Genomic DNA, 19,677 nt, shown 5'->3' on the forward strand with positions numbered 1-19,677 from the left:
CCGTCATAATATACAAACTTTTCCTCGTAAAGATAAAATTTATAAATTTTTCTCTGCCGATCCATCGTGTATATAAAAAGCGATTTGCAAGCCAGAGAACGCCATGAACGTCAACCTGCTGAAAAAAGGGGCGGAAAGCCCCGCCACATTGGCAACCAGCATCTATGAGCGCCTGAAGGCCGACATCCTCTCAACGCGCCTGGAGCCCGGCCGGAAGCTGCAGCTGCGCTTCCTGATTGAGCACTATGATGCGGGCCAGACGCCTTTGCGCGAGGCGCTGAACCGATTGACGACAGAAGATCTCGTCATTGGAAAGGAGCAGCGCGGCTTCTTCGTCAAACCGATCAGTCTGGACGAATTGCACGAGCTGACGAAAACACGTTGCTGGGTGGAGACGCTGGCGCTGCGTGAATCCATGGCGAATGCGACGCCCGACTGGGAAGAGGCACTTTTAGTCGCCCATCACCGATTGGAGCGTACCCCACGCTCGCTCAATGCGGAGCGGTTCGAGGATAATCCGGAATGGGAAAGGCTTCATCGCGCTTTCCATGCCCTGCTGATCGAAGGCTGTGGGTCAAAACCCTTGATAGGCTTTTGCGAGCAGCTTGCCGATAGGCTCTACCGCTATCGAGCGCTTTCCATCCGTAAAGCCTTTCGCGTGCGCAAGGTCGGTGACGAACATGCAGCGATTCTGAAAGCCGTGCTCGATCGGGATACCCCAGAAGCCGAACGCCTGCTGCAGCTTCATTATGAAAAAACGGCCGACATCATCCGAGCTGATCTCGGCGCGACAAATAACGACGCTGCCGCTACACGTTAGGTGCCTGACGCGGAAATGGAAGTATTGGATATTTAACGGTCTCACACTGGGAAGACGCCGCCGCTCGGCTGTTCAACGCTCTTGAAGGGAACCGATATGAACCTGGGAGCCTAGATCCAGCCGTCCCGAACGGGTTCGGGTCGCGGGGCGATTCGCTCTGCTGTAAAGCGTACAGCCATTTACGCAACAATGGCGCAAAACTGAAAGTTTTTGGCAACAACCCTAAGTAATGGTGAGTGCAAATGCTCGCTACAGGATTAAAATGTCCCTTCGCAGGCTCGCGGATTTTGGCTAAAGATTGACAAGATCATGCTCGCATCGCTTGCAATCACGGCCAGCTCAGTCGAGCGAAGCTGGTTGGCTGCAGCATCCATTGTTGTCACCATCAGCGCCACAAAGCATGCGGCACGGCTCCGAAAGGAATTGGGATGGAGAGCATAGAACCTTTCGAACGACTTGGTCTGGCGCTCGCTATTGGGGCAATCGTCGGTGTCGAACGCCACTGGCGAGAACGTGACGAAGGCGCGGGAAAGCGAACCGCCGGGATCCGCACCTTCATGATCGCGGGCATGCTCGGCGGCCTTTCAGGAGTCATCGAACAGGCGCTTTCCGAGCCGCCGGCACGAGGCGGCCTGGTCGTCGTTGCCATGTTCGCGATCTTTAGTGTGATCTTCGCCCTTTATCAGTTTCGGGAGTCGATCGCCGAGGGAAATTTCAGTGTTACCACTGTCGTCACGGCCATGACCACGTTTGCTCTGGGAGCCCTGGCAGTATTGGGTGACACGCGATTGGCAGCAGCCGGCGGCGTGGCGCTGGTGGCAATTCTGGCCAGCCGAGAGATATTGCATCGGTTTGTTCGCGCCCTGAGCTGGAATGAATTGCGATCGGCGGTGGTTTTTCTTGCCATGACTGTTATTGTTCTACCTATCCTGCCGACTGCCCCGCTCGGCCCGTCCGGCGGAATTTCCCCTTCTCGGACTTGGCAGTTGGTAGTCCTTCTCGCGGGGATCTCCTTCGTGGGTTACGTAGCCGTCAAAACGCTTGGGCAAGTTCGCGGCGAACTCGTCTCGGGCGCAGTCAACGGCTTGGTGTCGTCAACCGCGATTGCCGTCACGAATGCCCGCCTCAGCGCGGCAGGGCATTCGGCCGCGCTGCTGGCTGCCGGCGCCACAGCCGCAAATACCGCCTCCTATCTCAAGGTACTTCTTTATATAGCCATCCTTGCCCCCTCCATCGCCGGTCGCCTTGGAGCATCCCTGGTTGCCGGTGCCTTGGTGATGGCGGCATTTTCATTGCTGTTTGCGAGGAACAACACTGCTGAGCACGCTGAACCCGGCACACGAAATCCGTTTGAACTGCTTTCCGTTTTGAAAACTGCCCTCCTGCTTGTAGCCGTGGGTTTTCTGGCCAGGGCCGCGGCGGCCTGGTTCGGAGAATCCGGTTTGCTCGTCATCTCGACGCTCTCGGGTCTCGCAGATATTGACGCAATTACCGTTACGATCGCCGGCCTCCTTGACACAATAGGCACCGAGTTTGCTGCAATTGCTCTCGGCGCAGCCGTCATTGCCAATACAACCGCAAAGGCGGCATATGCGCTAACGTTGGGTAACCGCGCCTATAGTGGACGCTTCACCTTGGCCAGCGTCTGTGCGCTCCTAGCAGGCATCGTCGTGTTCGAAATGACACCGATGATCGGGGGCTACTGATGGAACACTTGCCGAAATAGCAGTCCGCTGGCCGGTTGTCCGCGCTGAATAAATCAAAGCCAAGTTCCAGCGCCTTCCACTCGCACCACGTACAATGATATCAAGCTGATTGCTCCTGAGTTCCTTTGCATCGAGCCCAATACCCGTATCCCTTTCCTTCTCGAAGATCATGAAATTCGGCGAACAGACGGTGAGTGTGTCGTTCGGTGCGAAATACTGGCTCGAGGGACCGAAAGATGGACCGCAATGGGGCCTGAAGGCAGGGCTTGTCTTCCTTTTTCCGCAAAAGACAAGCGGCAGCTAGACGGAATCCGCTCCAAAAGTCTTCTGCAAGCGTTCCAGCCCCTCCTAACGCTCGAAAACGAGGTAGTTCTCCCAAGCCCTGATCCTCAATAGGATCCTGCGGATGATTGCAAACTCGATCCAGTGGTCGCTATAGACTGCAACCTCTGCGGTAGCCCCGCCGGGCAGATTGAAGCGTGAGACATCCTCGACAATGTCGACAATCAGCATCACCCGACCCTCGCCGAAGGGAGGGCTTGGCGAAAGCAGCGTTCCGGAGGGCTCAAGCTGCCCTTCGGCCATATATTGCAAGACATTTTCGACCTTCCCTTTGAAGACGCGGCCGGGGATGCCGGCAAAGGAAATTTCCGCTTCATCGCCAACATTCACCCGCTGCAGCGCAACCTGATCAAAGGACGCGGCAAATATCCTGCGGTCCGTATGGATGAACGTCATAACCGGCTTTAAGGGCAATGAGACAGCCATCAGCCCAGGATGAAGGAAGACTTGCGTGGCGTAACCGTCCGTCGGTGCCCTGTAGACGCTCTGCTCCAGCTCGAATTCTGCTCTGGCAAGTTCGGCCTCGAGTTGGGCGACATTGGTGTCGACACCATCCACCTTGTTGTTGGCGACCAGTTCGGCCTGTTCGGCCTGGGCCTGTGCGGTGGCAAGCGACGCCTCCGCGGCAATGTAGGCGTTGCGCAAATCCTCGACCTGCTCGGTGGAAAACGGGGATCGTGTGGGATTTCGGTTGGCGGCCGCGTGGCGCTCATAATCGTCCTTGGCCCTATCGCGGCTGGCAGCCGCCGCGTCGGCTGCAGCCTTTGCCGCCTTTAAAGCCGCCTGCTGCTCGGCGACAGCCTGTTCTGCCGCTGCCAAAGCCGCTTTCTTGCGCTTGACGGCATATTCGAATGGACGGGGATCGAGACGAAAGAGCACGTCCCCTTTCTTAACCGGCGTATTGGCCGTAACCGGCACGTCGATGACCTGCCCGTTGACAGTGGGGCTGATCGGCGTTGCGTAAAAGTAGATACGCCCGTCGGCCGAGAAGGGATGATTGTAGCTCATGAGCACCACTATCCCACCGACGAGGAAAAAACCGGCAACAACCGCCGTCGTAACAGTCCACTTTGTCAAGGGAACGCGCAGAAACCGAAACAGCACGACGCAGATAGCAATATAGATGAGGCAGAGCAGCGTGGTCATTCGACGGGCGGCCTCCGTGCCATGAGCTGCTTTTCCAGGTCGGCGACGCGTGCCTGCAATTGCGTATGATCAGTGCCCCAGCCAAGATCAGGCCGATAGGCCATCGCCCAGATCCACAGGAAAGGCCAGATTGCATGCAGCGTGAAGAGGCTGACCCATCCAGCTGCCATGATCGCATCCTGATGAGGGTGATTTCTCGCCTTTGCGATCTCATAGGGAATATCGTGGATCGCGATCAAACCATAGACGAGCACCAAGATGACGAAGATGAGGATTGCAAGTGCGATATAATCCAGAATCATCTTTGCTCGCTCCGCCTTGGCTCCCCACTCTTCCTTTGCAACGCCACCGTTAATCGGGTAGCCGCGCCTTGCGCTCCAGCCCATAGCGGCATTGCAAGCACATCGCCGTCGAGAAAATAACGGTCACGAGGGAAGAAGCCTCCATTGCCGGATGGAAGTCGAGCAGAACTTCTCCAGGCGTGTAAGTACGCAACCGTAAATCGGAAGGGCTCCGCGTAAATTGACTGCCGTTTACAGTTGCGTACTTACACGCGCGCGCGTGATTGCTGATGGTGCCGGCAATTCAACAATGGAGCGCCCATGTATCGACACCTGGCCCCAAACAAGGTCATTCGCATGGTACGGATGTGTCGGCGCCTCACCATCGCCGCATCGCTTCTGCTTTCGGGCTGCGGCCATCCCGCTGGCGTGATGACGCCCGTTGCGCTTGGTCCTGCCACCTTGAAGACGTCGCAGGTCGACATGCTGGTGGCAACGACCCGACAACCCTCGGGCAACCCGGCAACACTATTCAATGGCGAACGCAGCCCAAAGCCCTATTTGACGGAGATCGCCGTCTCCATTCCAGCGAAGCGGGATCCCGGCACGGTCCAATGGCCAAAGCGCCTGCCACCCAATCCAAGCACGGACTTCGCCGTCACGCGTGTCAAACAGATCGACACGGTCTTGGAAGGCAGGGCATGGTTCAAGCAGCATGTCGAGGATGGTCACGCCCTGGTCTTTATCCATGGCTTCAACAACAAATACGAGGACTCGGTCTTCCGGTTGGCGCAGATCGTTCACGATTCTCGCATGAAGGCGACACCGATCCTGTTCACCTGGCCTTCGCGCGCGAGCCTGTTTGCCTACGAATATGACAAGGAGAGCACCAACTATTCCCGCACGGCACTTGAGCAGGCGCTACGGATCCTGGCGCAAGATCCGAGCGTCAAGGACATCACCATCCTTGCTCATTCGATGGGGACGTGGCTTGCCATGGAGTCCCTGCGTCAGATGGGTATTCGCGATGGTCACGTCGACCGCAAAATTCGCGATGTGATCTTGGCTTCCCCCGATATCGACATTCAGGTCTTTGCCAAACAATTCGTCGAAATGGGAAAGCCCCGGCCCAAATTTACGATCTTCGTCTCTCAGGACGACCGCGCCCTTGCCGCTTCCAGCTTGATTACCGGACGTGTCCAGCGACTGGGTGCCATTAACCCGGCGGAAGAACCTTATCGCTCACGACTGGAAAAGGCCGGGATCACGGCGATCGACCTGACGAAGGTGAAGAGCGGTGACAGCATGAATCATGGCAAATTCGCCGAAAGCCCGCAGATCGTTCAACTTATCGGCCAAAGACTGATGACGGGCCAGACACTGACGGATTCCAACGTTCCCCTCGGAGAGGGCGTTGCTGCCGTTATTGGCGGCACGGCAAGAACGGTCGGAACGGTTGCCGCTACGACGATTTCGGCGCCACTCACCGTTGTTGAGCAGCCGAGAAAGAGCCGTTCGCAAACCGACGTTGGCGCAACCTTGACCGAAGACCCGGACTCCAAGCCGCTGACGCAATAAGCTCGTCGTATTTTACGGCGACATTTACAACCGGCAACGCGCCGATTTACCGTTACGTACTTCCGTGCCCGTACATAAAGAAGAAGTCTCTCCTTGCGTCGACTGACGACGATCCAGATGTGGCGGCATCCGTCCGCCCGACGACAGGGAGACCGTAATGTTCAACGACCGGATTGCCAGGGGGTCACAATGACCTCCGTTTCCAAAAAGCTCTTTTCCGCGACGGTCGCCGTCGCGATGACCTTGACGTCGACGACGTTCCTGACGTCGGCCCATGCGCAGACGGCGCCCGCTGGCACCACGGCGTCGGCCAATTCGGCCGCCTCCGCCAGACCGAACATTCTTGTGATCTTCGGCGATGACATTGGCCAGACGAATATCAGCGCCTATTCCATGGGGCTAATGGGCTATCGCACGCCGAACATAGATCGCATCGCCCACGAGGGCATGCTTTTCACCGACTACTATGCCGAGAACTCATGCACGGCCGGTCGATCCACCTTCATAACCGGACAGGCATGCCTCAGAACGGGTCTGTGCAAGGTCGGGGCACCAGGTGCGCCGGTCGGCCTCCAGGCTTCCGACATCACCATCGCTCAGGCACTGAAGCCGCTTGGCTACGCAACCGGCCAGTTCGGCAAGAACCATCTTGGCGACAAGGATGAATATCTGCCGACCAATCATGGCTTCGATGAATTCTATGGCAACCTCTATCATCTCAATGCCGAGGAAGAACCGGAACAGCCGACATGGCCGAAGGATGACAAGGAGTTCCTGAAAGCCTATTCACCCCGCGGTGTCGTGAAGGCCTCGGCCGATGGCAAGATCGAAGATACCGGTCCTCTCACGAAGAAACGAATGGAAACAATCGACGACGAGACGACGGGCGCCGCGATCGATTTCATAAAGAAACAGGTTGAGCAGGGTAAACCCTTCTTTACCTGGATGAACACCACTCGCATGCACGCTTTCACCCATGTTCGCGCATCGATGCGTGGTCAAAGCGGCATGACTTACAATGAGTATGCCGACGGCATGGTCGAGCATGACGGTGACGTCGGAAAGCTTCTAAAGACACTTGATGATCTGAAGATCACCGACAACACAATTGTGGTCTATACGACCGACAACGGTCCTAACCAATGGTCCTGGCCGGATGCGGCAACGACACCTTTCCGAAGCGAAAAGGACACCAACTGGGAAGGTGCCTTCCGGGTGCCTGCCATGGTTCGCTGGCCGGGTCATATCAAACCAGACCAGGTTTCGAACCAGATGTTTTCCGGCCTGGATTGGTTCCCAACCCTTCTTGCCGCGGCAGGCGATGCCGACGTCAAGGACCGGCTGTTGAACGGCTGGAAGCCCGATGGCAGCAGTACGACCTTCAAGAACCATCTTGATGGCTACAATCAGCTCGACTATCTCACAGGCAAATCCGACAAGAGTGCCCGCAGCGAGTTCTTCTACTTCGATGACGACGGCAATCTCGTCGCGACGCGCTTCGACGAGTGGAAGGTTGTCTTCCATGAACAGCCCGCTCCCGGAGGGTTTGCAGTTTGGCAGACGCCTCTCACGACCTGGCGAGTTCCGAAGCTATTCAACCTCAGGATGGATCCCTACGAACGCGCCGACGTCGTCTCCGACCAGTACAATGATTGGCTCGTGCGCAGTGACTTCCTTCTCGTGAAAGCTCAGCTGAAGGCTGCCGCTTTCCTGGAAACCTTCATCAAGTATCCGCCGAGCCAGCGGGGAGCGAGCTTTAATCTGGAAGGCGTCCGCGCTCAGATCGACAAGGCCATCGATCAATCCTTCAAGGATCGCGGCATCGAAAAGTGAGAACCGATTGTGCGGGGCGCGCCAATGTGCGCCCCGCTTTTTTCCTTCCAACACGAAAAGTCAGTTTTATGGCGGCACGTGACGATATCCTTGCGCTCGGCAAGCGCATCGGCCAGTCCATCATCGGGCAGGAAGCCATGGTGGAACGCCTATTGCTCGGCCTGCTTGCCAATGGTCATCTTCTCGTCGAGGGCCTGCCGGGTCTTGCTAAGACCCGTGCAATCAAAAGCCTGGCAAAGAACCTCAATTCCGAGCTTTCGCGCGTGCAGTTCACCCCGGACCTGCTGCCCGCCGATATCACCGGTTCGGAGATTTATTTTTCCGAGGGCGGCAAAGGCGAATTCAAGTTTCAGCAGGGGCCTATCTTTGCCAATCTGATCCTCGCCGACGAGATCAACCGCGCGCCTGCGAAGGTTCAGTCTGCGCTTCTGGAGGCCATGGAAGAACGTCAGGTCACGGTTGGCGGCAAGAGCTACAGGCTACCCGATCTCTTCATGGTCATGGCGACACAAAATCCGATCGAACAGGAAGGCACCTATCCACTTCCGGAAGCGCAGCTGGACCGCTTTCTGATGCATGTCGAGGTCGGCTATCCTGACGAGGCTTCGGAAGCCGCGATCATGCGCCTGAACCGCGATGAGGAAAATGCCGCTCACAGCGACAACGCGGCCGTCACGACGGAACGCCTCGATCCCAATGCAATCTTCGATGCCCGCAAGGAGATCGGCATGGTCACCGTCTCCGATCCGGTCGAAAAATACATGGTCGCACTGGTCTTTGCGACACGCTATCCGGACCGCTACGACAAGGACCTGGCAAAGCTGCTGCAGGTCGGCGTAAGCCCCCGTGGCATCATCGGCCTCGACAAGGTCGCGCGGTCACGCGCCTGGCTCCAGGGCCGCAATTATGTGACCCCGGACGATGTCAAGGCCATCGTCAACGACGTGTTTCGCCATCGCCTGATCCTCTCCTATGAGGCCCACGCCTCGAGCACGGGGGCCGATCAGGTGATCGACCGCATCACGGATCTGGTGGCGGTCTCATGAGGCCCGTTAAAAGAGCCCTTGACGACGACAGGGTCCACGTCACGACCGCCAGTCTCGTCGCCCTCGAGAGCCAGGCCCGTGATTTGAGGTTCGTGCAGCGTGCCAAGAGCCATCAACAGCTCTCGGGCCGCATGCAATCCAGTCTTCGTGGGCGCGGTCTGATCTTCGAGGAGCTGCGTGAATATCTGCCCGGCGATGATATTCGCTCGATCGACTGGCGGGTGACGGCACGCACCGGAAGTCCCGTCGTCAGGGTCTATGGCGAGGAAAAGGAACGACCGGCGACCATAGTGGTCGATCAGCGCATCAACATGTTCTTCGGAAGCCGTCGATCGATGAAATCAGTCACGGCTGCGGAAGCAGCCATTCTCTGTGCCTGGCGTGTTCTTGGCTCGGGTGACCGTGTCGGGGGCCTCGTCTTCAACAATAGCGCAGTCAGCGAGGTCAAGCCGCATCGCAGCCGCAATGCGGTCATTGCGCTTGCGGACGCGATCGCCGAGCAGAATATCAGGCTTTGCGCCTCCTCGCCGGACGAGCCCTCGCGATCGAGCCTCGACGACGTTCTCACTCGGCTTTCGAGCGTCGTCCACCATGATCATCTGCTGATCATCGTCAGCGACTTTGACGGCCACGGCGACCGCACACGCGATCTGCTCGTCAGGCTTTCCAGCCGCAACGATATTATCTGTCTGCTGGTCTACGATCCGTTTCTGTTGGAGTTGCCGAAACGCGGCGAGATCGTCGTCAGTGGCGGCGAACTGCAGGCCCAGCTTGCGCTTGGCCAGAGTTCCGTGCGCAGTGCGATCGATGCGTTTGCCCGCCGGCGCGGCAGGGAGCTGCGCGCCTGGCAACGGGAACTCGGTCTGCCGATGCTACCCGTTTCGGCAGCAGAAGAAACGGCGCCGCAGCTGCGCCGTCTGCTCGAACAGGCCAATTGGCGGCAACGGAGACGATGATGGCGGAGGCAACTGCCAATCCAGACCAGATGGCAAGCGTCGCCTTGCGGTCGCTGCATGACATTTCCATGCCGCAGCCGGTTTCCTGGGTGCCGCAAACCTGGGGCTGGGCCGTCGTTCTCGTCTGCATCCTTCTCCTTCTCGTTGCCTATGGTTTTCGCGCCTTTAGACGCTACCAGCGCAATGCCTATCGGCGCGAAGCGCTGGAACGGCTAAGAGTGATTGCAGAAATTATGCAGTCCCCGGCAACGCGCCGGCGAGGCATTGACGATCTGGCCGAGCTCGTCAAGCGTACGGCGCTTGCCGGCTGGAGGCGCGAACAGGTTGCGTCCCTGACAGGCGCCGATTGGAATGCCTTCCTGGCATCAAGCGCGGATAATGGCGAAAGCGCTGCCCTCAAGCGGCTGTTCGACGATCTCGAATATCATGATCAGGCGCCCTTTCAGGGTTTGCCCTCTTCGGAGCTCACACAACTGGTACAGGATGCCAGATATTGGATCGAGCGGCATCATGTATCAGCTTGATCTGCCCTGGCTGCTTCTCCTTCTGCCTCTGCCGCTCATCGTGCACTGGCTTTTTCCTCCGCATCACGCCGCCTCGCCATCCGTCAGGCTGCCATTCTTTGAGGAAGTGGCGAAAGCTGCCGGCGTCACTCCCGCCCGTGGATCGGTCGCACCGAGACGATCACGATCGCAGGTCATCGTCGAAACGATTGCGTGGGGTCTGCTCATCCTTGCGCTTGCAAGACCGCAATTCGTCGAACCGCCCCTCGAGAAGCTGGAACCTCAGCGTGACATCCTTCTTGCTCTCGATCTGTCACAATCGATGGATACGCGGGATTTTCCGGGCGCCGACGGCAAGCCTGAAGCACGTGTCGATGCTGTCAGACGGACCGTATCCGATTTCATAGAAAAGCGCGGCAGTGACCGGATCGGATTGATCGCCTTCGGTGATGCCCCCTACCCGCTGGCACCCTTTACTATGGACCATTCCCTCGTGCGGACGCTGGTCGCGAGCCTGCTTCCCGGGATCGCAGGCCCGCGGACCTCCCTTGGTGATTCACTCGGGCTTGCCATTCGCATGTTCGAAAAGGTGCGCGTGCCTGAGAAAGTCCTGATCCTGTTGACGGATGGCAATGACACGGCAAGCAAAATGCCACCGTTGAAGGCGGCGGAGATCGCCAAGGCAAAGGGCATTGTCGTCCACACGATCGGCATCGGCGATCCGAAGGCGACCGGCGAGGAGAAGCTCGACATTGCGACCTTGCAACAGATCGCGGCAAAGACCGGGGGGCGCTACTTTTTCGGCAGCGATCAGCCGTCGCTTAGCACGATCTACAACGTGCTCGATGCCATCACGCCGCAAGACCAGAAGCGGCTGTCCTGGCGGCCACGTGTCGAACTGTTTCAGTGGCCGCTCGCCATGGCGTTTTCCCTCCTGTCAGGATGGTACCTGCTCACAGGGCTTATTGGTTTCACCAGGCGGAGGGTGGCGACATGATCTCCGACCTCCATTTTCTAAGGCCGTGGTGGCTGATGGCGCTGATCCTGCCCCCCGCGGTCATTTGGCTATCGTCGCAAACATTGGATATCAGGCGGCGCTGGAGCGGCCTGATTGCGCCCCATCTTCTCGACAGCTTGCTAGTCGAACCCGATCAACGCGGCAATCTGAGACCCGCCTGGTTGCTTGCGATTGTACTTGGTCTGTCAATCCTCGGTGTGGCCGGTCCGACCTGGCAGCATGAGGCGCCACCCTTCCTGGCCGATACTGCGGCTCTGGTCATTGCCGTCGACCTTTCGCCGACCATGGACGCCATCGATATAAGCCCAAGCCGGATCGAGCGGGCGAAACTGAAAATCCACGATATTCTCGCGACACGGCAGGGCGCCCGCAGCGGCGTGGTCGCCTACGCGGGGACAGCGCATCTTGTCGTTCCACTGACCGACGACAATGAATTGATCGAGACCTATACGGATGCGCTTGCGACGCGCATTATGCCCAAGCCCGGCAAAGATACGTCCGCTGCCCTCCATCTAGCCGACAGTTTGATGAAGGCGGAGGGCACGCCGGGCACCATCCTGCTATTGACGGACGGGATCGAGGAGGCCGCGGAAGCAGCCGCCAATCAGCTCGATAGCAATCTGCTGGTACTGGGATTTGGGACAGCATCCGGAGCCGCCGTGAAGCCAGCAGACAGCGATGCCTCTTCACCCGATACCGCAGAAGCGCTGCATTCCGGCCTCGACCTCGGCGCACTGCGGGACATCACCGGCAGGATGGGCGCAAAGGTCGCGACCACGACCGATGATGACGCGGACGTGCGTTGGATCGCACTGAACATACAAGCGAATTTCATACGCCAGAATACTGTGAACGGTGACCGCTGGCGCGATTTCGGCTGGTGGCTTGTGGTGCCGGCGGTGCTTGCATTTGCGCTCTCGTTTCGCCGCGGCTGGGTCGTGAAAATGGCGGCTCTGGTATTAGCTATGCGTCTGATCGCACCGATCGACGCACAGGCTGCCGGTCTTGCGGACATGTGGCTAACTTCTGATCAACAGGGGCGCCTGGCCTTTGAGCGCGGACAGTTCGAGCGGGCGGCAAGCCTGTTCAGGGATCCGAACTGGAGAGGCGTCGCCCTCTATCGGGCCGGCCGCTATCAACAGGCATCGAAAGCCTTTGCGATGTCAGACACAGCGGATGCCCAGTACAATCGGGGTAATTGCCTGGTTCATACGGGCGAATTCGATGAGGCAATTGCGGCCTATAACAAGGCTCTGGAGAAGCGAAAGCCATGGCCGGAGGCTGAGGCAAATCTGGCTGTTGCCGAGCTCTTGAAAAAGAAGCAGCAAGAGGACGACGAGGAGGCACAGGAACCGAACGAAAAACCCGACAGCATTCAGTTCGACGACAAGGGCAAGCGCGGCAAGGCAGGTGTGATCAACATGGCCGAGCAGACTTCGGAGATGTGGATCAGGAACATCGCCGTAAGCCCGGCCGATCTGATGGCGCGAAAGTTTGCCCTCGAGGATCGGGGAGCGCCATGATGAGATGGTGGCTTTGCCTATTGCTGTTGGTGCCGACCGCTGCTATGGCCGCCGAACCATTTGCTCGCGCGCGCATCGAAGATGCAAGGCCTATTGTAGCGGGTCAGCAGGTACATCTGACCGTCGAGGTCCTTGCACCGAATTATTTCACCTCGCCGCCCCAATTTCCCCTGTTCGACCTGCCGGATGCCATGGTCACCCTTCCGGAGGAGCGAGCACGCACCGCGGTGCAATCGATCGACGGCACGCAATATTCCATGATCGCCCATACCTATGTGATCGTTCCGCAGTCTCCCGGGACCTTCGATGTCCCGCCAATACGAATAGAATTCGGTTATTTTGGAGATAGCGCACCGGTCGAAGCGGTGGCAGCAACGCAGCCAGTTTCCTTTGATGTTGCAGCCGGCACGAATGGTGCGGACGGAAGTACGCCCGCCGAGTTTGCGGCCCGTGACCTTGAGATCACTGAGACGTTCGACCGCGATCCCGCTCGGTTGCAGACCGGGGATACGCTTGTGCGGACAATCTCGATTACTGCCGCCGATACCCAGTCGTTGCTAATGCCGCCTGTCGACTTCGGTTTGGTCGACGGGCTTCGCCAATATGTAAGGCAACCAGCGCTTACCGATAATGTCGCTCAGGGCAGGGGTACGGTGAGCCGCCGAACAGAAACCATCGCCTATACCTTAACAGCGGCCGGGAGCTTCGCGCTTCCAAAGATCGATTATCCCTGGTTTGACCTCGACGCCCACGAGCCAGCCGTCGCCGCGCTACCGGCGCGGACAATCATTGTCTCGAAGGCGCCTGCTGTTGCTGGAATCACGCCGGCTTTTCCCGATCGTGAAACGCATGAGAGCTTTGAAGAACGGCGCGCCGTCGCCATTCGGATTCTTGGCACCCTGTTATTGATTGGTCTCGTTTGGCGCGCACGTGAGCTTCCGAAAAAAATAGCCAGGACCGCCAGAAATGCCCTCACGCGCCTATCGCAGTCGCGCCGCTACCGGCTCCGACAATTGAAGAGGACTATTGACTCGGCCGAACTCTGCAATGTCTATGCCGCACTTCAGCAATGGAGCAGGTCGGAGGGCTATCATACGCTGCATGCATGGGCTAGCGCCCGTCAGCCGGAACTGCTCGGCCATATACAGGCGCTTGAGGCCAAGCTCTTTGGCGGGGGCCTGAACGATGTCGATCGGAAACGCATTGCAGCGCTTGTCGCAAGAGGACAGGCACGAGGTTTTGCGCGAACATCGGGCCGGCACCTTCCGGCACTCAATCCGATCTCAAAGCCCCGCTAGCGCCACAATGGAGCGCCTCTACGGCGGGCTTACGTAAACGTTGCCGCGATTTACTGTTGCGTACTTACGCGCAGACATTGGGCTGAGCAAACATGGCCTCTCATCAACCGGAGGCGACGATGTCACTGGCGTTCGACTGCGCGGAACAGGAAGGGACGGCCCCTGCCGGCATGATATGGATACCGGGACAAACCTACAGGATGGGATCAAACGATCATTATCCCGAGGAAGCACCGGCGCATCTGGTCAAGGTGGACGGCTTCTGGATCGACGAGACACCGGTCACAAATCGGCGCTTCATGCAATTCGTCCAGGAAACCGGCTATGTGACGATGGCGGAAAAAGCCCCTGACCCAAGGGACTATCCAGGCGCGCTTCCGTCCATGCTAAGGGCGGGTTCGCTCGTCTTCTCATCCCCGAAGACCGTGGTGGGCCCAGATCTCAAGCAATGGTGGACATTCAAGTTCGGAGCCAACTGGCGCCGCCCGCTTGGCGGTATGAGCGATCTTCGGGGCAAACTCGATCACCCTGTTGTCCATGTCGCCTGGACGGATGCGAAAGCCTATGCCGATTGGGCAGGACTGGAGCTGCCGACGGAAGCCGAATGGGAGCTGGCCGCCCGCGGCGGATTGTCCGACATGGAATTTGCCTGGGGCGAGGAGTTGCGGCCGGAAGGCAAATCCATGGCCAATATCTGGCAGGGAACCTTTCCAACCCATTCGACCAAGCCCAAGGGTCAGGAACGCACCACGCCAGTACGGTCCTTCCCGGCCAACGGCTACGGTCTCTATGACATGATCGGCAATGTCTGGGAATGGACGGCAGACTATTGGAGCACCCGCCATCCGGAACCTGCGGCGCATTCCTGCTGCATTCCGAGCAATCCAAGGGGCGGAGCCGTCGAGGCCAGCTACGACCCTCGACAACCGAACATCAAAATTGCGCGCCGCGTATTGAAGGGCGGCTCGCATTTGTGCGCCCCGAACTATTGCCGCCGCTACCGCCCCGCCGCCCGGCATGCCGAGCCGGAGGACACCTCCACGAGCCATGTGGGCTTTCGATGCGTGAGACGAATTAAAGCGTAAGGAGAACTGCGATGAACAGAGCTCATGATAAGGTCGAGGCGGCTCTCGCCTCCTTGATCGCAGGGCTGGCCTTGCTCCTGATTGGCGTGCTCCCCGCTCTGGCGCAGGAGCCATTGGCATCATGGAACGACACGGCGGCCAAGTCGCGCATCATCGATTTCGTCAAGGCGACCGTCACGCAAGGCGGTGAAGGCTATGTTGCGCCAGAGTATCGGATCGCTGTCTTCGACAATGATGGAACACTCTGGACCGAGCAGCCATATTATGTGCAGTTCGGCTTCATGCTCGATCGCGTGAAGACGCTCGCGCCACAACATCCGGAATGGAAGACGAAGGAACCGTTCAAAAGCATTCTGAATGGCGACCTGAAAGGTTTGGCCAAAGGCGGGGAGATGGGGATCGTCGAACTGGCCACGGCAACCCATGCCGGCATGACGACCGATCAATTCAGCAAGATAGTCACGGACTGGTTTGTCAAAGCGACCCATCCGAAGACCGGCAAGCCTTATACGGACATGAGCTATCTGCCGATGCGCGAACTTCTGGACTATTTACGCGCCAATGGTTTCAAGACCTATATCGTGTCTGGCGGCGGCGTCGAATTCATGCGGCCGGTAACGGAACGCCTGTACGGCATTCCGCCCGAGCAGGTCGTCGGCAGCACCATTGCCACCGAATATGCGATCGTCGGCGATGTGCCGGTGCTCAAACGCCTGCCCAAGATCGATTTCGTGGATGATGGCCGAGGCAAGCCCTCCGGGATCAACAAGTTCATCGGCCGCAAGCCGATCTTCGTGGCCGGCAATTCCGACGGCGACTATGAGATGATGCGCTGGGTGACCGCGGCGAAGGGGCCGGGTTTTGCCATGCTCATCCACCATACCGATGCTGACCGGGAATATGCCTATGACCGGCAATCAGCCTTCGGCAAGCTCGACAGGGCTCTCGATGAAGCGGAACGCCGCAATTGGCTTGTGGTCGACATGAAGAAGGACTGGAAGAAGGTCTTTACCTTCGAGCAATGACTTTAAGATCGCCGATTTCACCGACCTGCGGCACGCATGGCTTCCTTGACGCAACGACATTTATCGCTGTGCCAGGAAGCCATTTCGCGACCTTACCAGGGCCGCCTGCCTTTGAGTTGGGAATTCAAGCCATGCTGATCAGGCGCCAATTTCGTCACTATCCTGCGCTTCAGCTGATCAAGGATCAGCGTCCACGGATTTGAGATCGCCTATTGTGCGGCCACCGGCTTGGTAATGGATAACGGTACGGAGAAGGTGACATAGACAGCGTCACCCCCGGCGCGGTTTTTCGTATCAAACTCATGGAAGTATTTTAGGCGGGTGGACACCGGCAGTTCGCCCACCTTGAAATTCCAGCCGACCGTCGCGCCAATTGCCAGCGAACGCCCCTTGAAGCTACCGAGAGTGGCGCCTTCTCCGCTATCGCCGGTCACTTGCTGATAGTAGTAACCAACCAAGCCGGCGTCGAATTGCTCGTTGAAATGCTGGACCGCGGCCCATTCAAAATGAAACTCGTTTCCGGTCCGATAATTCGTCGCGGGATTTTCAGCATTAAAGGTCATCCCGACCGTTCCAGATAGGTCGAGGCCGATCGAAGGATCGAGCCAGGTCAAGGAACCTGACACGTCCGCGCCCCAATGGTGAAACGCAACGTTGGAGATTTCGCCATTTTGATAGTCGCCGATCGGCACGTTGACCATAACACCAGTCTGCCAATGGAAGTTGCCGGCTTCCCAACCCAGCAGGCCGCTGACCACGGGATCGCCGACCGTGAAAACCGTGTCGGTCACGTTGCCGTCGAGGGTGCGCCCACGAGGACCAGTCAAGGTCACGTCCGCCGATGTCTTCATCCAGCCGACCGGCAGCGTAGCCGACAAACCAAATCGCCCTCCCGCGACATCTTCCGGAAGTATCCATAAAATGGTCGGCAGCTCGAAGACCGCGTTACCCTTGACACCGACGGCAACCTTGCCGCCCACCGGCAAGGATTTGCCCCCGCCCAGATCGCCTGAGTAGATGTAGATGTCATTCTGAAAATAGACGCCCGGCGGCGGCGTGATCCCCGCGGCGGGGCCTTTGGATCCGAGCAGATAGAAGCCAGTCCCATTTTCCGCTGCGTGGGTTGCGGCACCCGATAGCAATAAGGAAATGCTCGCAGCCAGCAGACGGGCCATATGATGCGACTTCATGCGTTTCCCCTCGAACACATCTACCAATCCCTACGATTGACGGCAGGATGGGGCGCACCAGCATTCCGTACAAGTACGCAACCGTAAATGCAGGCGTAAGTTACGGCCGGCTGCTGCTGGCGAACGCGGCAAAATTGGCGCCAGCCTTAGAAAGTCCGTTTTCAAGATCCGCTACGATCTGGGGCTGCATTCGAGCGGTCGCCATTCGCTGATGAAAAAGGCGTTCGAAATCGCGATCGCGCCCCATGGCATCATCGAGACGAGCATTGGCATCCGGTGCGCCGAGCTGGCCCAAAGCCGCCGCTCTGACGGCACGAACCATAAAATCGGTGCAGTTGACCTGCTCCGCAAGCAACGATGCTTCCGACCAATTACCGTTTCGATAGGCATCGAGCGCAAGCACCAGCATCGCGTCGCGGGGCGGCGCATCACTCTCGTCGCTGGCCGTCCGCGCCAGATCCACGCCAGCCTTCCAATAGCCTGATGAGAATAGTACGAGCCCCATAGATGCCGCGACCTCGGGACTATGAGGATTGAGCGAGATCGCCCTATTGCCCGCTTCGATGGCGGCGTCAGTCCTGCCGTCGAGGAAATGTACCGTCATTAAGGCCGTCTGTGCCCGATCGGACAATGGCGCAAGCGAGGCTGCCCGTTTCGCAAGCGCGAGTGCGCGAGCACGCGTAACGGCATCGATCGGGTGCCCGCGTGGCGATAACAGGACGCGGGCTAGAAGAGCATTCGCATCGGGATCATCAGGCACCCGCACTAGTGTGCGTTCCAAGCAGTCGGCGGCCGCCGTCGTATCGAGACTTCCCCCCTCGTCCAAAGCAAACTCCGCTCGAAGCACGCAGGCATTACCGAGCGCACCCTTTGAACTGTGCTGCATTTCGATGGTGTTGACGATGCCACGGGTCGCTGCAATTCGTCTTGCCAATATGCCAGCCATCTCCTCCTGGACCGCAGCAACACTTCGACCATTGGCCTCCACCCGCTCGACGCCTGACTTCAGAAGGTCCCCGGAACTACGGTCGACAATTTGCCACCAGACGCTGCGATCATCGCTATCGCCATAGTATTTGATCTCAACATCGTAGCTGCGTTCGGTGCCACCCTTACGCACGGCAGCGAAGGTTGGTTTTGCCACCACAATTGTCTGAAACTGCGTGAGCGCAGTGAGCAGCATGTCCCGCGCGAGGCCAGCTTCGCCAACCATGTCGGGCGAGGCGGCCAACATTGTTACAGTCAGTGTCGGTTTGGTCGTTATCGCCGGCGCCAGGCGCAGGAGGCCAGCAGCCGCAAGCAGGCCAAGTATCGCCAGTGCTGCTCCCGCGACCGCGATCCAATAGCGCCGGCGCTTTACTGGCGCGATCGCAAACCCCAGCCCCGACGCCTTCGTCGGACGGGCAAACTCGTTTGTGATAGCAAGGGTCCGATACTCTCGAACGAGCGGCGTCTTGAGAAACAGCGTTAGATAGCTGCCCTTCGGAATATGTATCGATACGCCCAGCTCCGCGCCAAATACGCTATAATAGCTTTCCAGACTGGTCCGCAGACGGCTGATTTCGATTCGAACGATGGGGTCGTTTGCAGCATCGAACCCGCTTGGTCGGCCCAAGACGTCAAGGGCAATGGAATAGGCCTTCACACCCTCTTCACATCCTGACAGTCGGCGTTCGGCCAAATAGCGGAGAATGTCACGCTGCCGGTCGGACACACGAAACCTGTCGTCGCCGAGCAACCGCTCAAGCTCAAGTCTCGCGCTGTCGAGGGAGGCCTCACGCTCTCCCATCTCGTGCGATTTGCTACCCATTTCCCCAGCCGCCACATACGTAAATACTAATGTAGGACTATTGTATGTATAACTATATAATGGATGGTTGCAATACAAATTGCGAACAAAACCAATGCGGGCTAAACCTACCCAGAGGCAAACGTTTCAATCTGAAACGTCGGATCCGCTTTGAAGAATGTGTTGAATGATGTCTGCTTCAATGTCGCGGCAGACAGTCTCGTATTCCTCAACCAGACGATTGCTCTTACCCTCCCGCTGAAACCGCTCCAGCGCGTGACTTGCTTCCTCGTAAGCTTCAAAAAGATCGTCGAACTGCCTGCTCCTTGCCGCGAGTATCTGAAGCCGTCCCCTTAACGCCGGCAGCTTGAGCATGAGCCGCCATAGACCGCGCTGTGCAGTTTTGCTCGCATGACCGGCGTCGCTATCGCGCTTATCCATCGTAACGACGATCTTCCCCAAGACGGTTGTCGATCGACTATGAGATCTCGTGCCGGAAAACGTAAGTACGTTACCGTAAATACCTTGCAATGGGTGC

Annotated in this window: 17 protein-coding genes; 12 read left to right on the forward strand and 5 right to left on the reverse strand. The window is 58.2% G+C overall.

Annotated elements, in window-relative coordinates; genetic code table 11:
• Positions 1–103 precede the first annotated feature (103 nt).
• Together AC13RM_RS03120 and AC13RM_RS03125 are read left to right on the forward strand one after the other, a co-directional pair.
• Positions 104–820, forward strand: a complete 717-nt coding sequence (locus tag AC13RM_RS03120; RefSeq protein ID WP_374817784.1) for a GntR family transcriptional regulator — start codon at positions 104–106, stop codon at positions 818–820.
• A gap of 428 nt (positions 821–1,248) precedes the next feature.
• Entirely contained in the window at positions 1,249–2,526 is a 1,278-nt protein-coding gene (locus tag AC13RM_RS03125) for an MgtC/SapB family protein (protein ID WP_374817786.1), read from the forward strand.
• A 348-nt stretch (positions 2,527–2,874) separates the two neighbouring features.
• On the opposite strand, the gene AC13RM_RS03130 is transcribed toward AC13RM_RS03125, so the two are convergent.
• Positions 2,875–4,014: an HlyD family secretion protein gene (locus AC13RM_RS03130; RefSeq protein ID WP_488554548.1), complete on the reverse strand. Its 1,140-nt coding sequence runs from the start codon at positions 4,012–4,014 to the stop codon at positions 2,875–2,877.
• Positions 4,011–4,316 (reverse strand): DUF3302 domain-containing protein, encoded by a 306-nt coding sequence (locus AC13RM_RS03135; RefSeq protein WP_374817790.1) that lies wholly within the window; start codon positions 4,314–4,316, stop codon positions 4,011–4,013. The genes AC13RM_RS03130 and AC13RM_RS03135 overlap by 4 nt, the downstream gene beginning before the upstream one ends.
• Positions 4,317–4,661: 345 nt before the next feature.
• Here AC13RM_RS03135 and AC13RM_RS03140 point away from each other — a divergent pair, with 345 nt between their 5' ends.
• The 10 genes from AC13RM_RS03140 (at position 4,662) to AC13RM_RS03185 (ending at position 16,160) form a co-directional block, all read left to right on the forward strand.
• Positions 4,662–5,873 carry an alpha/beta hydrolase gene (locus tag AC13RM_RS03140; RefSeq protein WP_488554660.1) on the forward strand — a complete coding sequence of 404 codons (1,212 nt, stop codon included), beginning with the start codon at positions 4,662–4,664 and terminating at the stop codon, positions 5,871–5,873.
• Between the two features lie 189 nt (positions 5,874–6,062).
• Entirely contained in the window at positions 6,063–7,706 is a 1,644-nt protein-coding gene (locus AC13RM_RS03145) for an arylsulfatase (protein ID WP_488554549.1), read from the forward strand.
• Positions 7,707–7,774: 68 nt separating this feature from the next.
• Positions 7,775–8,752, forward strand: coding sequence for an AAA family ATPase (locus tag AC13RM_RS03150; RefSeq protein WP_488554550.1), 978 nt, complete (start codon positions 7,775–7,777; stop codon positions 8,750–8,752).
• A complete protein-coding gene (locus tag AC13RM_RS03155) occupies positions 8,749–9,708 on the forward strand; it encodes a DUF58 domain-containing protein (protein ID WP_488554551.1) in 960 nt (319 codons plus the stop codon). The genes AC13RM_RS03150 and AC13RM_RS03155 overlap by 4 nt, the downstream gene beginning before the upstream one ends.
• Positions 9,708–10,232 carry a DUF4381 domain-containing protein gene (locus AC13RM_RS03160; RefSeq protein ID WP_488554552.1) on the forward strand — a complete coding sequence of 175 codons (525 nt, stop codon included), beginning with the start codon at positions 9,708–9,710 and terminating at the stop codon, positions 10,230–10,232. The genes AC13RM_RS03155 and AC13RM_RS03160 overlap by 1 nt, the downstream gene beginning before the upstream one ends.
• Positions 10,219–11,208 carry a vWA domain-containing protein gene (locus AC13RM_RS03165; RefSeq protein ID WP_488554553.1) on the forward strand — a complete coding sequence of 330 codons (990 nt, stop codon included), beginning with the start codon at positions 10,219–10,221 and terminating at the stop codon, positions 11,206–11,208. Before AC13RM_RS03160 ends, AC13RM_RS03165 begins: the two co-directional genes overlap by 14 nt.
• A complete protein-coding gene (locus AC13RM_RS03170; RefSeq protein ID WP_488554554.1) occupies positions 11,205–12,752 on the forward strand; it encodes a vWA domain-containing protein in 1,548 nt (515 codons plus the stop codon). Before AC13RM_RS03165 ends, AC13RM_RS03170 begins: the two co-directional genes overlap by 4 nt.
• A gap of 44 nt (positions 12,753–12,796) precedes the next feature.
• Positions 12,797–14,050 carry a BatD family protein gene (locus AC13RM_RS03175; protein WP_488554661.1) on the forward strand — a complete coding sequence of 418 codons (1,254 nt, stop codon included), beginning with the start codon at positions 12,797–12,799 and terminating at the stop codon, positions 14,048–14,050.
• A gap of 119 nt (positions 14,051–14,169) precedes the next feature.
• Positions 14,170–15,135 carry a formylglycine-generating enzyme family protein gene (locus AC13RM_RS03180; protein ID WP_113233093.1) on the forward strand — a complete coding sequence of 322 codons (966 nt, stop codon included), beginning with the start codon at positions 14,170–14,172 and terminating at the stop codon, positions 15,133–15,135.
• A gap of 11 nt (positions 15,136–15,146) precedes the next feature.
• Positions 15,147–16,160 carry an HAD family hydrolase gene (locus tag AC13RM_RS03185; RefSeq protein ID WP_113233094.1) on the forward strand — a complete coding sequence of 338 codons (1,014 nt, stop codon included), beginning with the start codon at positions 15,147–15,149 and terminating at the stop codon, positions 16,158–16,160.
• A gap of 209 nt (positions 16,161–16,369) precedes the next feature.
• On the opposite strand, the gene AC13RM_RS03190 is transcribed toward AC13RM_RS03185, so the two are convergent.
• The 3 genes from AC13RM_RS03190 to AC13RM_RS03200 form a co-directional block, all read right to left on the reverse strand.
• On the reverse strand, positions 16,370–17,350 hold the full coding sequence (locus AC13RM_RS03190; protein WP_488554555.1) for a SphA family protein: 981 nt from the start codon (positions 17,348–17,350) through the stop codon (positions 16,370–16,372).
• Positions 17,351–17,450: 100 nt separating this feature from the next.
• Entirely contained in the window at positions 17,451–19,160 is a 1,710-nt protein-coding gene (locus AC13RM_RS03195) for a tetratricopeptide repeat protein (RefSeq protein ID WP_488554556.1), read from the reverse strand.
• A gap of 126 nt (positions 19,161–19,286) precedes the next feature.
• Complete coding sequence (locus tag AC13RM_RS03200; protein WP_488554557.1) at positions 19,287–19,580, reverse strand: hypothetical protein; 294 nt, start codon at positions 19,578–19,580, stop codon at positions 19,287–19,289.
• Positions 19,581–19,677 lie beyond the last annotated feature (97 nt).

The organism is Martinezella sp. CNPSo 3732 (genome assembly GCF_057784515.1).

Bases quoted from the DNA above. Each gene is read 5' to 3' on its own strand.
- AC13RM_RS03180 (WP_113233093.1), top strand. From the start codon at position 14,170: ATGTCACTGGCGTTCGACTGCGCGGAACAGGAAGGGACGGCCCCTGCC.
- AC13RM_RS03175 (WP_488554661.1), top strand. From the start codon at position 12,797: ATGGCCGCCGAACCATTTGCTCGCGCGCGCATCGAAGATGCAAGGCCT.
- AC13RM_RS03200 (WP_488554557.1), bottom strand. From the start codon at position 19,580: ATGGATAAGCGCGATAGCGACGCCGGTCATGCGAGCAAAACTGCACAG.
- AC13RM_RS03155 (WP_488554551.1), top strand. From the start codon at position 8,749: ATGAGGCCCGTTAAAAGAGCCCTTGACGACGACAGGGTCCACGTCACG.
- AC13RM_RS03130 (WP_488554548.1), bottom strand. From the start codon at position 4,014: ATGACCACGCTGCTCTGCCTCATCTATATTGCTATCTGCGTCGTGCTG.
- AC13RM_RS03125 (WP_374817786.1), top strand. From the start codon at position 1,249: ATGGAGAGCATAGAACCTTTCGAACGACTTGGTCTGGCGCTCGCTATT.
- AC13RM_RS03165 (WP_488554553.1), top strand. From the start codon at position 10,219: ATGTATCAGCTTGATCTGCCCTGGCTGCTTCTCCTTCTGCCTCTGCCG.
- AC13RM_RS03140 (WP_488554660.1), top strand. From the start codon at position 4,662: ATGTGTCGGCGCCTCACCATCGCCGCATCGCTTCTGCTTTCGGGCTGC.
- AC13RM_RS03150 (WP_488554550.1), top strand. From the start codon at position 7,775: ATGGCGGCACGTGACGATATCCTTGCGCTCGGCAAGCGCATCGGCCAG.
- AC13RM_RS03160 (WP_488554552.1), top strand. From the start codon at position 9,708: ATGGCGGAGGCAACTGCCAATCCAGACCAGATGGCAAGCGTCGCCTTG.
- AC13RM_RS03190 (WP_488554555.1), bottom strand. From the start codon at position 17,350: ATGAAGTCGCATCATATGGCCCGTCTGCTGGCTGCGAGCATTTCCTTA.
- AC13RM_RS03120 (WP_374817784.1), top strand. From the start codon at position 104: ATGAACGTCAACCTGCTGAAAAAAGGGGCGGAAAGCCCCGCCACATTG.
- AC13RM_RS03170 (WP_488554554.1), top strand. From the start codon at position 11,205: ATGATCTCCGACCTCCATTTTCTAAGGCCGTGGTGGCTGATGGCGCTG.
- AC13RM_RS03195 (WP_488554556.1), bottom strand. From the start codon at position 19,160: ATGGGTAGCAAATCGCACGAGATGGGAGAGCGTGAGGCCTCCCTCGAC.
- AC13RM_RS03185 (WP_113233094.1), top strand. From the start codon at position 15,147: ATGAACAGAGCTCATGATAAGGTCGAGGCGGCTCTCGCCTCCTTGATC.
- AC13RM_RS03135 (WP_374817790.1), bottom strand. From the start codon at position 4,316: ATGATTCTGGATTATATCGCACTTGCAATCCTCATCTTCGTCATCTTG.
- AC13RM_RS03145 (WP_488554549.1), top strand. From the start codon at position 6,063: ATGACCTCCGTTTCCAAAAAGCTCTTTTCCGCGACGGTCGCCGTCGCG.